The sequence below is a fragment of the Actinoplanes teichomyceticus ATCC 31121 genome, assembly GCF_003711105.1.
Lineage (GTDB): Bacteria > Actinomycetota > Actinomycetes > Mycobacteriales > Micromonosporaceae > Actinoplanes > Actinoplanes teichomyceticus.
Genome location: NZ_CP023865.1, coordinates 1,054,622 through 1,066,740, shown reverse-complemented (window position 1 = coordinate 1,066,740; position 12,119 = coordinate 1,054,622). Strand labels below are relative to the sequence as shown.

Annotated in this window: 14 protein-coding genes; 6 read left to right on the top strand and 8 right to left on the bottom strand. The window is 67.0% G+C overall.

Annotated features, from left to right (window positions below; translation table 11 throughout):
- Window positions 1–219 precede the first annotated feature (219 nt).
- Window positions 220–723, top strand: coding sequence for a hypothetical protein (locus tag ACTEI_RS36735; RefSeq protein WP_145831109.1), 504 nt, complete (start codon window positions 220–222; stop codon window positions 721–723).
- A 395-nt stretch (window positions 724–1,118) separates the two neighbouring features.
- Here the strand turns inward: ACTEI_RS36735 and ACTEI_RS04865 are convergent, their stop codons facing one another.
- The 6 genes from ACTEI_RS04865 to ACTEI_RS04845 form a co-directional block, all read right to left on the bottom strand.
- On the bottom strand, window positions 1,119–1,484 hold the full coding sequence (locus tag ACTEI_RS04865) for a hypothetical protein (RefSeq protein ID WP_122976551.1): 366 nt from the start codon (window positions 1,482–1,484) through the stop codon (window positions 1,119–1,121).
- Complete coding sequence (locus ACTEI_RS39290) at window positions 1,450–1,755, bottom strand: hypothetical protein (RefSeq protein ID WP_222942275.1); 306 nt, start codon at window positions 1,753–1,755, stop codon at window positions 1,450–1,452. Before ACTEI_RS39290 ends, ACTEI_RS04865 begins: the two co-directional genes overlap by 35 nt.
- Before the next feature lie 563 nt (window positions 1,756–2,318).
- Window positions 2,319–3,344: an ImmA/IrrE family metallo-endopeptidase gene (locus ACTEI_RS04855; protein WP_164465835.1), complete on the bottom strand. Its 1,026-nt coding sequence runs from the start codon at window positions 3,342–3,344 to the stop codon at window positions 2,319–2,321.
- The gene (locus ACTEI_RS36725) at window positions 3,341–4,591 is read right to left on the bottom strand and encodes a hypothetical protein (protein WP_164465834.1); all 1,251 of its coding nucleotides are present in this window, start codon (window positions 4,589–4,591) and stop codon (window positions 3,341–3,343) included. Before ACTEI_RS36725 ends, ACTEI_RS04855 begins: the two co-directional genes overlap by 4 nt.
- 223 nt (window positions 4,592–4,814) lie before the next feature.
- On the bottom strand, window positions 4,815–5,777 hold the full coding sequence (locus ACTEI_RS04850; RefSeq protein ID WP_122976548.1) for a hypothetical protein: 963 nt from the start codon (window positions 5,775–5,777) through the stop codon (window positions 4,815–4,817).
- Window positions 5,774–6,136, bottom strand: coding sequence for a hypothetical protein (locus ACTEI_RS04845; RefSeq protein WP_145831110.1), 363 nt, complete (start codon window positions 6,134–6,136; stop codon window positions 5,774–5,776). Before ACTEI_RS04845 ends, ACTEI_RS04850 begins: the two co-directional genes overlap by 4 nt.
- Before the next feature lie 303 nt (window positions 6,137–6,439).
- On the opposite strand from ACTEI_RS04845, the gene ACTEI_RS04840 reads away from it, so the two are divergent.
- The 5 genes from ACTEI_RS04840 (at window position 6,440) to ACTEI_RS04820 (ending at window position 10,812) form a co-directional block, all read left to right on the top strand.
- Entirely contained in the window at window positions 6,440–6,715 is a 276-nt protein-coding gene (locus ACTEI_RS04840; RefSeq protein WP_122976546.1) for a multiubiquitin domain-containing protein, read from the top strand.
- Window positions 6,690–7,865 carry a ThiF family adenylyltransferase gene (locus tag ACTEI_RS04835; RefSeq protein WP_122976545.1) on the top strand — a complete coding sequence of 392 codons (1,176 nt, stop codon included), beginning with the start codon at window positions 6,690–6,692 and terminating at the stop codon, window positions 7,863–7,865. The genes ACTEI_RS04840 and ACTEI_RS04835 overlap by 26 nt, the downstream gene beginning before the upstream one ends.
- Complete coding sequence (locus tag ACTEI_RS04830) at window positions 7,862–8,302, top strand: ubiquitination-like system serine protease family protein (protein WP_122976544.1); 441 nt, start codon at window positions 7,862–7,864, stop codon at window positions 8,300–8,302. Before ACTEI_RS04835 ends, ACTEI_RS04830 begins: the two co-directional genes overlap by 4 nt.
- Before the next feature lie 190 nt (window positions 8,303–8,492).
- The gene (locus ACTEI_RS04825; protein ID WP_122976543.1) at window positions 8,493–9,581 is read left to right on the top strand and encodes an XRE family transcriptional regulator; all 1,089 of its coding nucleotides are present in this window, start codon (window positions 8,493–8,495) and stop codon (window positions 9,579–9,581) included.
- 19 nt (window positions 9,582–9,600) lie between these two features.
- Entirely contained in the window at window positions 9,601–10,812 is a 1,212-nt protein-coding gene (locus tag ACTEI_RS04820; RefSeq protein ID WP_122976542.1) for a hypothetical protein, read from the top strand.
- Window positions 10,813–10,835: 23 nt separating this feature from the next.
- Here ACTEI_RS04820 and ACTEI_RS04815 read toward each other — a convergent pair whose 3' ends face one another.
- Window positions 10,836–11,453: a hypothetical protein gene (locus ACTEI_RS04815; protein WP_122976541.1), complete on the bottom strand. Its 618-nt coding sequence runs from the start codon at window positions 11,451–11,453 to the stop codon at window positions 10,836–10,838.
- Window positions 11,450–11,782, bottom strand: a complete 333-nt coding sequence (locus tag ACTEI_RS04810) for a helix-turn-helix domain-containing protein (protein ID WP_122976540.1) — start codon at window positions 11,780–11,782, stop codon at window positions 11,450–11,452. The genes ACTEI_RS04815 and ACTEI_RS04810 overlap by 4 nt, the downstream gene beginning before the upstream one ends.
- Window positions 11,783–12,119 lie beyond the last annotated feature (337 nt).

Sequence of the window (12,119 nt, the reverse complement as noted above, 5' to 3'; positions counted from 1 at the left end):
CCGTCCGCCATCGTCGTATCGAGGGCCAACTAAGGATTCACCGGCAGGTAGGACAGCAAAGTCGGCGCGGCACCTGCCCCGCTACGCTGACGACCGGCACCGAAGCGCTGGACGTCAGTAGGGGGGACGATGGGAAGGTCATCGCAGCAGAATGGGCTTCGTTCGTTGCCAGGCACCACGCGGGTCCAGCTGCTTTATAGTTCCGCGCGCCTGATCAACATGCTCAACGCGCAGCGAGCCGAATGCATAGAAAGGGTTGCGCAACTCGACCGTGTGGCCGGACTGCTGCGCATCCGAACTGAACCCGTACCCGTCACTGTCCTCGCCCACGGGCGCACCGGAGCGTTCCAACTCGGTACAGCCTTCGACGTGGCTGAGGACACCGCTGTTGCCCATACGTCGTCTTTGGGCGATTGGGCAGGAGCCGGGCATCTGGTCTTATACACGCCTCAAGAGCGACTCATGTTTGATCCCACGCTTGATCAGGTCTCGGCAAAGATCGGATTCCCCACCGGACTGGTCGTCTTGCAGTTGGATCCCGAAGAGCTCAATGAGGATTTCGGGGCGGTAGTAGACGACTGCCGGGCCGATTACCGAATCGTCCGAGCCGATACGACATGGCAGACCGGATATAACATGAGGTTCGCGCAACTCGGTGAAAGGGCCCGGAGTGTTCTCACCAAAGCGTTGGAGATGGAAGGGCTCGACGTCCAGATTGCCTGACCCGATCAGAACAGCTCACCGTGAACCACGTCTCGACCGAGAATCCCGTGGACTCACGTTCCGATAGCCCAGGGTTGGAGCGTTAGTGCGATGACCGCGGCATGGCCCAGACCGGCCAGCAGGCGCGCCGACCACTATCGATGCAGATGGCCGCCTCCAGCCCAGATTTGAAGGAGCTGCGGTGGGCCGACGATGGCGCCGAGGGGAACGGCCCTGATGTGCTGGAACTTCCCAGCCCGATGCGTCGACCGCAGTCGAAGACGTCCACTGACACTAGGTCCGACACGGTCCGCAGCACCACAGAGGTGCACGCCGGATCGAACTCGCCCCATCCCTGGGGCAGAAATCCGGCCCGTGAGGTCGTCACGGACTGGATGATGTTCGGAGGTCTTCGCTTACCGGAGCAACCCGATGAGTTCCTCCACAGGAGTGACGGCGGCGGTGAAGCCCGCCTCGTCACCGTTGTGTGCGACCAGCTTCTCGGCGATGTCGCTCAGCTGGTCTTCGGCGAGGCCGTCGCGGTGCCGGAGGATCGCTGCGACGGTAGCCAGTTGCCCTTCGGAGCGTCCCTCAGCCCGAAATGATTGAGCCAGTTCAGTCTGTGACAGGTCGACGGCCACGCCAGCTTCCTTCCAGGTTCTCTCGAGAGCTTCTCTCGCCAGGGCGATCACGGCAAGTTCGGTGGTGATGTTCAGCAGGTCCTTGACATGCTGGTCAGAGTCCGCGTCACGCAGAATGACGAGGACGGCCTGGCGCAGCAACAGCGACGCTGAGGGTATCGTCGGCGTTGTCCAGCGGCGCCAGCGGCGCGGCGAACCTGTTCTCCAGCAGTACGAGCGGTCGAGGTCTTCGGCGTGATGCTCGTGGAACGAGTACCGAACAACTCAAGAAATCTCGATCACGCCCGGGGCCGCACCCGACCAGATCGGTGAGCAGGGCCCAGCCGAACTGGTTGATGGACAGCACCTCGAGGCGGTTGTTGCCAACGTACGCCGGCATGCCAGCCATGCTCTCGACCAGCCGCGCAACCAAAGGCCGTACGGGCGCCGTCTCCCGCTTGCGTACCCGCGATCTCGGCGTACAGATGACGAGATCACTCAGCGCCAGGGAGATCCGCCACCATGAGCGCGAGCCTGCGAAATGCCTGTTCAACCGGGCCCTTGTCGTGTGGATCGAACCTCAGCAGTACCGGCATCCGGGGGTGGGGATGACTTAGCTGATCCGCATGGCTCGGTCCGCGATCCGGCCGGCCCGGCGGGCCACCTCGCCGAGGACGGCGACCGTTGACACGGCCTCGGCGTCCGGCTTGCCAGTTCTCGTCGCCATCACTCGCGCGCGCTGCCATAGCGGTCCTCCACCTGCTTATCGGCGGGATTTATGCCCGCAAGACTTCCTGACCGTGATCCCGGGCGCCACATGCGTCACCCGATCGAAGGCCTGGACAAACCCGAAGTGCGGCATCGGCCAGCGTCGGGCAGATTATGAGCACCCGTTCGACTATGCGGAGTAGGTGTGACGTTCGTCTCGCGTAGCCGGCCCGACGGGCCAGTGCCGACGAAAACGTTCTCATTGGGCCGGCGTCTGCGGCGGGGGCTTCAGTGCTGCATGCAGGTGGTCGAATCTCCGTCGAACTCCCGCAGCGGCAGCTTGAGGAAGCAGGACATGCACAACCGCTCATCGACGGGCCGGGGACCTCCGGGCGCGCAGTCGCAGGCGTTGCAATCTGGACAAGATGGCTCGCCGCAGGTGGTACAAGGTGGCTTCCAGGTCTGGAAGTCCTTGCCGCAGTCATCGCAGTGTCCATCGAGATTTACAGGGCTTGCGGCAAGCGGTGCCGCCAGGGATTGCCAGGCCGGTGAATCGGTAACCCAGACCGCGACGGTGTAGCCACCGGCGGTGCGGGCGTCGAGGTACATTTCCTGTCCGCTGACTCCGCTGGCGTAGGTCGGCCGGTCGAGGCCTCGGGCGGTGCCCGTGCGCAGCGCGGAACGCAGTCGGGTGCCGGTTTGCCGGCTGTCGCGGGCGATGGGCAGCATGTCGCCATGCCGGGCGGCGAACTGGCTGCTGCCGCCGGGTTCGAGCAGCATGACGTAGCCGGGTGCGGGCAGGCAGCGAGCAGCGGCGACGCAGCAGGCCTCGCGTGAGGCTGTGGTGCCCTGCCAGAGGCGCAGCACCGCGGCTGCGGTGACGCCGTCCGCAAAGGCTTCGCTGACGACATCGGCGGGCAGCAGAATCGCGGCGGCGAACTGGTTGACCAGGTCTTCCTCGAACGGTCCTTCGTCACCGTCGGGCAGTTCCCACAGGGCGGCGGCGATGTCGTCGATCCGGGCGCAGAGGTGGTGGCCGAACTCGTGTAGCAGAGAGAAGTTTCGTCGTCCCTGCGAGGCGTCTCGCAGCACCGAGATCCGGGGCGGGGCCTCGGTGCCAGAGTAGAGCGCAGCGACTGCGCAACCGTTTCCGAGCGAGGCGGGATCGACCCAGTCGATGACGATGCCGTCGACGGTTTGGATCACCGTGACGGGGTCGGCGGCCAGGTCATGGACGTCAACGCCGATGTCGGTCAGGTAATCGAGCGTCACCGAGACGAGCGCGTCGATCAACTGCTGGTGGCTGCTTCTCACCGCCGGTCCTCCGAGGGATCGCCGAGCTCCGTGAGATGCTGCTGGAGATATACCGCCACTTTTGCCGCCCAGTCGATGGCGCCGGCTCCGGCTGTCGACGCGGTGCTGACAGTGCGGGCGGCCTGCGGTGCAATCTTGTCCGCCATCCTCCACCGTTGGTCGTCTTCAGAACTGTGAGTTCCGGCCAGTGTTCGCAGTGCGGGGCGGTGTGCGGGCCGGCTGATTTCGGTGACTAAGGCGTCGTCGAACGGCGGATTCGCGTTCAGGATGGCGCGGGTGTCGGTGCCGAGCAATGAGGTCAGCTGCGCGGCTTCGTCACGGGTGACACGGCCGCCTTTCTTGATCCGCACGAAGACGGTCACGTCGAGACCCGAGCGGACCTTCATCTCGGCCGGCGGCAGACCAAGGCTCTTGATCTGTTGCAGGAGCGGCACGACGTCACCAACAGGGTCACCGGGCACGCAAGCGGCGGCGCTGGCGAGGTGGGTGAATCCGGTGGCGACGGCGTTGCGCAGTTCGCGCCGGTCCAGGTCGGCGTCGTCGACAGGGAGGCCGTAGGGCAGACCAGCGGGGCCGGCGACTCCCCGGCGCCAGGCCCGCCAGACGTCTTTGATCACTTCGGGTGGTGGTAGCTGAGCGGCAGCCTGGTGCGCGTCGAGGGTGGGCCGGCTGGCTGGGGTGACTTGGCGGTCGAAGACGAACAGCGGGACGGTGCTCTCCAGGCTGAAGCAGACCGCGAAGTCGGTGCCCAGCAGGCTGGCAGACGCCGGCATGATCAGGCTGAACTCGTCGGCGGCGTTCACGTCGATGGTGACCGGGGCGACGGTCACCCACCAGCGGTCGACTTTGACGACCAAGGCGAGTTCGGTGACGTCCTGCCACCGCAGCCGCCACAGTTGCCCGACCGCGACGTCGTCGCGGGCGTCGGTGGGCGCGGTCAGTTCCAGCAGTTCGGGTGACAGGGTGGTCAGCGGCGCGAGGGCGGCGGTCCCGCCGTCGACGGCGCGCTGGTAGGCAGCCTGAAGAAAGGCGTCGTCGTCGAGGCCGTCGTCATAGTGACCGCCGGCGGCCTGCTGCCGCTGCTGGCACCAGCCGCATTCGGCCAGGTGTTTACTGCCGGCCTGCGACGGTGCCAGCAGTTCGGTGTCGAGCAGGTGGGCTCCGGCGATCGCGACCGGCGGGTTCAGGTCGACATTGGCGAAGACCTGCTGCGCCGGGTCGTAGCGGTTCGACCAGTCACCGGTCATCGCAGTACACCAGCCAGGCCGGTGCCGGCCTGCCTCAGTCGTGAACAAATGGGCTGATGGGTCACCACGTGCCTACCCTTCCGCAGGTCATCTCCCCGCATTCTCATGCCCTCTCCACTTGACCTGTGTACTTAGTTGAAACGGCGCACCGCCGCGTCCTGTCCGGCCCCGCGGGGCCGTCGTGGCGTCATCATTACGCACCACGGCTGGCCCCGCCTGACCGTTAATGATCATTAGGCGGTCGGGGTGTGGCCAGTGCTCGCGCGAGGCTCAGCATGTCGTCGCGGCGCGGTTCGGCGCCGAGTACCTGCCCGGCGATCTCCTTGACCCGGGCGGCGATCTGCGCGGCGACGCTCTTGCCGAGCCCGGTGTGATCGGCGATCTGCCGGACCGGCTGATCCAGGTAGGCGAGCACCAGTTGCTCACGGGAGGTGAGCTGACCGAGTAGGCGCTGAGCGCCGGCGCGGACGTCGGCCTCGGCTTCGGCCAGGTCGATGCTGTCGACGCCGGGCAGCCACGCATCGACGTCGTCGACCGGGGTGACCACCGGCGTCGGCCCGACGGCGAACCGGGCGGCGACCACGTCCGCCAGCTCTGCCACGGCCACGGACGCCCCGGCGGCCCGCAGGGTGGCTTCGCAGACATCGGCCAGGCTCTGCGCGTCGGCCACCGGCGACTCGCGGCGGGCATCGAAGCGCCACCGCACGATCGTCACGTCGGTCACCTTGTACGCCGCGGTGACCAGGTCGCTGAGCCGGCCGTTCCAGACTCCGGGCGTCGTGCCGTCGGCCAGTTCGATGTTGCGGCCAGCGCCGGGCTGGCCGTCGGCGACGACCCGGAAGCGGGCGTCGTCGTCCAGGACCTCCCGCAGCCGGCGGATCAGCCGGCCCTTAGTCGTGGCCCGAGCCTTCTCCCGCAGGAAGTTACGGACGACCTGTTCCAGCACCCGGCGGAAGCTGTCGTCGTCGTGCGCTTTCATCGCGAGCTCGACGAGGCGTTGCGGTCCTTTCGCGTCCGCGAACACCTCGTGCGCGGTCTCCATGATCGCGTCCATGGTCCACTGCTGGTGGCCGGTCGGCGGGGGGAAGTTTCCCGCCCGGGCGACCGCCCGGACGCACCGGTACAGCTCGACGGTCGCGGTGGTCCCGAAGGCGCCGTCGCGCCGCAGCTCCGCCCATGCGCTCATGCGAACTCCTCGTAGGCGGCGATGATGCGGGCGAGCAGGTCGCCGGTCATCCTCTTGTGCGGTTTGGTGTCCTCGTCGTCGTAGGCGCCGAAGTCAACCGGATGAACCCGGTGGGGCTGCCACCAGCCTTGCCGGTCGCAGAGCAGTTCCGGGTCCTTGTCGTGCCAGATGTCGCCGGTGTGGTTGATCAGCGGATCACTGGTCCGGGTCATGACCAGGCAGGCACGGTCCGTCTGCCGGACGCGCACCACAACCGTAGGCCGGCGTGCGTGCGGATCCCGTTCGTTGTAGTAGTCGCGGGGCAATACCGCGACTAGGCCGACGTACGGCTGCCACAACCGCTGGTTGGGCCACGTCATCGTGGACTGCTCTCCTGCCTACCGCCCGGCTCACGTCGGCGAACGGCGACAAACACGATACCGACCGTGCTGAGGCAACTTAGCCGACACTCCGGTATCGACGGTCGGCATCGTCCGTGACCTGCGGTGCAAGCCGCCGCAACCACTACTTCACACCCCCATTCCGGACATGTGATCACCGACACACACAGTGACGGTGTTCGAGATCGGACAAGCGGCAGCGGTGCGCCGTCAGAGATCGGCAGAAGCAGGACGCCGGAGGGGTCACCGGCGTCCACACCGCACAAAGCAAGGGGGGTCCCCATGTCCGACATCGGCATCGCGGAGCAGGACCGGCAGGTCCGGCACCGCTACAAGATCATCGTCAACACCCGGGAGCGTACGGTCGAGGACCGCACGCTCAGCTTCGCGCAGGTCGTCGCTCTCGCGTTCCCCGGCGCGCAGGGCGGCGACGTGGTCTTCACCGTCACCTATCATCGGGCCGTCGGCCCGCAGCGCGACGGCAACCTCAGCGAGGGCGGCACGGTCACCGTTAAGAACGGAACCATCTTCGATGTCACGCGCACTCGTCGCTCGTAGCGCCGATCTGCGCCGGCTACGCGACGAGGGCTACGAGGTGACCGTCGAGAACGGTCACCTCGTGGTCTCGCACGTCCCGTACCTCAACGCGCAGCGGCAGGTCCGTTTCGGTGTCCTGGTATGCCCGCTCAACCTGGCCGGTGACGTCACCGTCGCCCCGCAGGACCACGTGGTTCGTTTCGCGGGTGAGCAGCCGTGCGACGACCAGGGCCGGCCCCATACCGTAATCAACAGCCCGGTCCAGGAACAGATCACGCCCGAGCTCACGGTGAACTTCATGTTCTCCTGCAAGCCCGACGAGGGATATCCGGACTTCTACGCCAAGATAACGACCTACGTGGCGTTGCTGGGCAAGCACGTGGCCGTGGTGGATCCCACGGCGACCGCGTGCACGTTCCGGGTCGAGGAGACCGACGAGGCGGAGTCGGTCTTCCGGTACCTCGACACGGCCAGCAGCCGCGCGGGCATTCCGGAGATTAACGCGAAGCTGGTCGTGCCCAGGGTCGCGATCGTCGGTCTCGGCGGCAGCGGCTCGTATGTGCTGGATCTGATCGCGAAGGCGCCGATCGGCGAGATCCATCTGTTCGACGGCGACGACCTGTTGCAGCACAACGCGTTCCGGGCGCCCGGAGCGCCGTCGGTGCAGCAGTTGCGGGAGCGGCCGAAGAAGGTCGATCACTACGCCGGGCTGTACGGGGCGATGCGCCGCGGGATCGTCGCTCACCCGTATTTCCTCGACGAGTCCACCGCCGGTGAGCTGAACTCGATGTCGTTCGTCTTCCTCTGTATGGACCAGGGCGCCGCGAAGCGGCATCTGGTCAAGGTGATGGAAGCCGCCGGGATCGCATTCGTCGACGTCGGCATGGGCCTCTACACCGCCGACGGGATGATCGCCGGGCAGTTGCGGACCACCACCAGCACCCCGCGGAAACGTGACCACGTGCGGGACCGCCGGCGGATCCCATTCGACGACGGCGGGGAAGACGAATACGGCACCAACATCCAGATCGGTGAGCTCAACGCGCTCAACGCCGTCTTCGCGGTGATCAAGTGGAAGAAGGAGCGCGGCTTCTACGCCGACCTCGAGCACGAGCACCACAGCGTGTACACCATCGCCACCAACTGTCTGGTCGGTGACGACCAGACATGATCACCCGGCGAACCGTCTTCGAGCACCGCTTCGTCGACTCGGCCCCCGAGGTCCTCGACGACGGGGTGCTCTACGTCTCGATCCCGTACGCCACCGCCCTGCATCGGTGTGCGTGCGGGTGCGGGAACGAGATCGTCACTCCGATCAGCCGCACCGGCTGGAGCCTTACCTTCGACGGGGCGTCCGTCACGCTGCACCCGTCGATCGGTAACTGGAATCAACCGTGCCGCTCGCACTACTTCATCCGCCAGAACCGGATCCAGTGGGCCCGCGATCGTGACCCCGAGATCCCCGCGCGGCGCGGGGAGCCAACCGGCGACCACCCGACCGGTAGTCCGGGTCGGCGTTGGGGTGTTTTCGCGGGGCGGCTGCGGCCGGTGGCCGCGACCGCATGGGCGTGGCTGAGGCGGCACCTTCCTGGTGGCAAGCGCGCCTGACGGCGCGTATCGATCCCGCCCGGGGGCGGCGAGGTGCTGGTCATCACCGCTCGCGAGGTGGTGACCGGCACCGGCCCGGTGGGTGCCGTGGCGCTGTTGACCGCAGCCGCTGGATACCAAACCGGACCCCCTGGAATGTTGCTCGGAATATTTTCACGCATTTTCGTCGGCATGAGTTAAGGTATGTTCTGTGAGCGCGCTCTTCACCATCGATGAACCGGCAGCGAATCCCCAGCTGCTGGTCGCCGCGCGCGAAGCTTTAGGCCTGACCCAGGCCGAGGTCGCCGAACGCCTCAGCACCCTGAACCAGAACGGCGCCAAAACCACCCAAGGCTATGTTTCACGGGCGGAGAAGGGCGCGCTGTCGGTGACCGGTGTGCGCTTGCGGCAGTTCGCCACTGCGCTGGAGACCACGCCGGAGCTGCTGACCGCCGACGTCAAGCTGTGGGCCCTGGGCGAAGGTTGCCTGTACCACCGCAACCGGCGTTCCACTAAGGCGTCGACGCTGCGGCGGCTGCACGCCCAGATCAATCTGACCCGGCTGCACCTGACTCGGTTGGCGAACGTCGCCGGAACCCCGCTGCCAACGTTCTCGGCGTCGGCAACCAGGGTGGAAGGTGTCGTCGGCCCGCAGGCCGTCGCCGCACAGCTCCGGGCCCAACTGGCCGTTCCGCCCGGCGCGATCGCCTCCGCCACCACCATCGCTGAGCAGCTCGGGGCGTTGGTGGTGCCGATGTCACTGGGCGGGCGTGAGGTCGACGCGACGAGCCTGCATCCACCCGGCGAGGCACCCATCTTCGTGATCAACACCGATGCGCCGATCGACCGCCAGCGGTTCACGCTGATGCACGAGCTCGGGCACTGTGTCTGCGTTCCCGGCGCCGGGGTGGACGCCGAGGAGATGGCCCAGGCGTTCGCCGGGGAGTTCCTCGCCCCTAACGCCGGCATCTATCCCGATCTGACGGCGGCGCCCGTCACGCCGGCCCGGCTGTTGCAGCTCAAGGCGAAGTGGCGGATCTCCGCCGCCGCTGTCCTGCGCCGTGCTGCTGACCTTGCGGTCATCACCGACTCTCGCTACCGGACGATCAACGCGCAGATCTCCGCCCTCGGCTGGCGAACCGAGGAACCGGATCCGTTACCGGCAGAACGACCGCGCCGGGTGCCCGAGATCGTCCGGGCAGCGATCCATGCGACCGGCGGGCTCGATGCCGCGGCCGCAGCCGCCGGAACAACACCGGCACGCCTGACCAACTTGTTCGGTGACGCCGTCGCCGACTGAGCACGCACCAGGATGGACAATGACCGAACCTGGCGACAAGGTGGCGGCTTCCGCCGCCCCGACGCACGGTAACCCGGCGGGTGACCTGGCAGAACGCTGGCAGTGGCTGGGCCATCAGCCGCATCCGCCCACCCCTGCGGGCGCCGTCGGCACGCTGGCCGATCGGGTGCTGGTGTACACCCGCCGCACCCACATCCCCACTGTTCTGCCGGTAATCGACCATGCCCGCAGCGGCCTCATGATCACCGGCCCGGGGCCGGGCAAACCGATCCCCCAGGTCGCTGGTCTCGATTACGACGGCCCGATCGCGATCGACCCCGACGCCTACGGTCACCACCAGGCCACGCCGGATAAGCCTTTCCTGTTGCCGGACGATGGCCTGGCCGGCACCAACCCCACCCTCGAGCAGGTGCTGGACGCCCAGCTCAAGGCGGGTTACACGGTAGCGTGCACCCCGACCGGCTACATCGGCGCTGGGGACACGGCCAGCCTTGCGGCCGCCGCGCAGCAGGTCAAAGCGCTCGGACGCACCGACACACTGTTCGTGGCTCCGCTGGACATCTCCCTGATCGACCGGGCCTTCTTCACCCAGACCCAGGCGATCCTGCACGATGCCGGCTGCCCGATCGCACTCGTTCTCGGTAAGCAGGGCGATCCTCTGACCCAGTCCGTGCGGATCATCCCGAACCTGCGCACCCTGGCAGCCACCGTGCCGCTCATGCCGATCTGCACCGACTTCAACGGCCTAGACCTGGTCGCCCACGGCGCGTTCGCCGCGGCGATCGGCACCGGCGGCAGCATCCGGCACACCGTGCCGTATCCGCGCGAGCCGCTGTCGTTCAACGGCCGCGACAAGTCACCCAGCGTCCTGGTCCCGGATCTCATGTGCTGGTGGAAGGGCTCGAAGATCAACGAGCTGTGCGGTGCGGCACCGAGCCGCGCCCCCCGATGCCACTGCGGTACCTGCGGCGACCAGGCATTGACCCGGTTCCTGCAGAAGGAGGATCAGCCTGAAGCGATCGCGCACGCCGTCGCGGCCTGGACCGTCATCGCTGAGGGTTTGCTCGATCAGCCGACCGTGCGGGAGCGCGCCGATTACTGGCGCAACATCTGTGAAAGCGCGGTCAAAGAGCACAAAATGTTCGCCACGCGACTTCTCCGACCCGACTCCTTCGAGCCCCAAGAGCCCCTGAAGCGGTGGGCGAAGCTACCGGCGTGGCCGGCCGAGTGATCCTGACGCCGGGTGAGCCGGGTTCAGGATTCCTTCCCGGCTCCGCGAGCGACTTCTTCAGTGAACCGCCACCAGGCCGCTGTCGGCTGCCACTCGGTGAACTCCTCCGGCTCAAGCACCGTCGTCAGCGACTCGCCACGGCGCACGGCGACGCCGATGCCGTAGAACGAGGCCTCCGCCAAGGCGGCTCGCTCATCAGCCGGCAGTTCGGGGATCACCATGAGGCGGCGGCAGTACATCGCGAACCGCGACGCCGCGCGTAGCCCCGTCGCCCAATCTGTGGCCTGCACCATCGCAAGCAGCGGCGTGACCGGCGGAGCGATCCGCCGGGTGACCGTGGTCGAGGACCAGGTCACTGCACCGGCCGGCAGGCGCCGCAGGCGCCGCTGCGCGGCCACGGCCATCGACTGCACCGCGACCTCATGCCCGAAGGGCAGGTACATCAGCGTGTCGAGTAGGTCGAGGGCGAGGATCGGCGGGATTCGATTCGCCTTCCTGAACTGCTGCTGCGCTCGATCAGGGCTGTAGGCAACCCAGCCGCGTGTCCCGAGCCACCTCACTCGGGCGACACCGATCTCGTCCCGCGCGGCGGCCTGCGGCATCGTGGCCGCGAACCGCTCCAACGTCGCTGCGACGCTCATCGGTTCGCCCCCTCCCTGACGCCCGTCCGCAACTCGTCAGGCTGGAGATCTTGCACCAGCCGGCGGAGCCCTGTCCAGGTGCTCATATCGGTCAACGCATAGAACACGCGCCGGTTCTGGCCCAACTGTGGTAACCGTCGCACGAAACCAGCGGACATGAGCGCACGTAGCTGCGGCTGGAACACACTCGTCGGCGCGTCACACGCGTCGGCCAAGTCCTTCACGCAGATCCCCTCTTCGGCCGCCGAAGCAAGTGCGAGCAGCAGTTCGAGCCGGTACTTGTTGCCGAAGATCGCGGATGAAACCTGCCGCACCCCCTGTCCCGCCATGAGCAAAGAATAGCGAATCGCGATTCGCTATTCAACGCGTTCACAGTCCCAGACTGCTGAAAGTTCGATGGTTGAACTCAGGCCTGCCGGCCCCAACAAGGGATCACACGGCGAGCCCCAGCAGACGCGACCTCGAACTCGCATCCGGTCCCCGGGGTGGCTAGTTGTACCGGCAAGGAGGAGATGGATGGTGGCTTTACATCGAGTCGGCTGCCCGTCTCGTACGGGGAACGCCAGCCTCACTCTGCCGAGACGCCTCGAGAGCATCGGCGGGCAAGACGACCGCGCCGCCGGAAGCCGCTTGCGCCCCTCCCGGCGCTCCGGGTGCCAACTATCC

Excerpts from the sequence above, each read along its gene's own strand:
- ACTEI_RS04810 (WP_122976540.1), bottom strand. The coding sequence starts at position 11,782 with ATGGCGGGACAGGGGGTGCGGCAGGTTTCATCCGCGATCTTCGGCAAC.
- ACTEI_RS04845 (WP_145831110.1), bottom strand. The coding sequence starts at position 6,136 with ATGACGTGGCCCAACCAGCGGTTGTGGCAGCCGTACGTCGGCCTAGTC.
- ACTEI_RS04840 (WP_122976546.1), top strand. The coding sequence starts at position 6,440 with ATGTCCGACATCGGCATCGCGGAGCAGGACCGGCAGGTCCGGCACCGC.
- ACTEI_RS04835 (WP_122976545.1), top strand. The coding sequence starts at position 6,690 with ATGTCACGCGCACTCGTCGCTCGTAGCGCCGATCTGCGCCGGCTACGC.
- ACTEI_RS04850 (WP_122976548.1), bottom strand. The coding sequence starts at position 5,777 with ATGAGCGCATGGGCGGAGCTGCGGCGCGACGGCGCCTTCGGGACCACC.
- ACTEI_RS04830 (WP_122976544.1), top strand. The coding sequence starts at position 7,862 with ATGATCACCCGGCGAACCGTCTTCGAGCACCGCTTCGTCGACTCGGCC.
- ACTEI_RS36735 (WP_145831109.1), top strand. The coding sequence starts at position 220 with ATGCTCAACGCGCAGCGAGCCGAATGCATAGAAAGGGTTGCGCAACTC.
- ACTEI_RS36725 (WP_164465834.1), bottom strand. The coding sequence starts at position 4,591 with ATGACCGGTGACTGGTCGAACCGCTACGACCCGGCGCAGCAGGTCTTC.
- ACTEI_RS04815 (WP_122976541.1), bottom strand. The coding sequence starts at position 11,453 with ATGAGCGTCGCAGCGACGTTGGAGCGGTTCGCGGCCACGATGCCGCAG.
- ACTEI_RS04820 (WP_122976542.1), top strand. The coding sequence starts at position 9,601 with ATGACCGAACCTGGCGACAAGGTGGCGGCTTCCGCCGCCCCGACGCAC.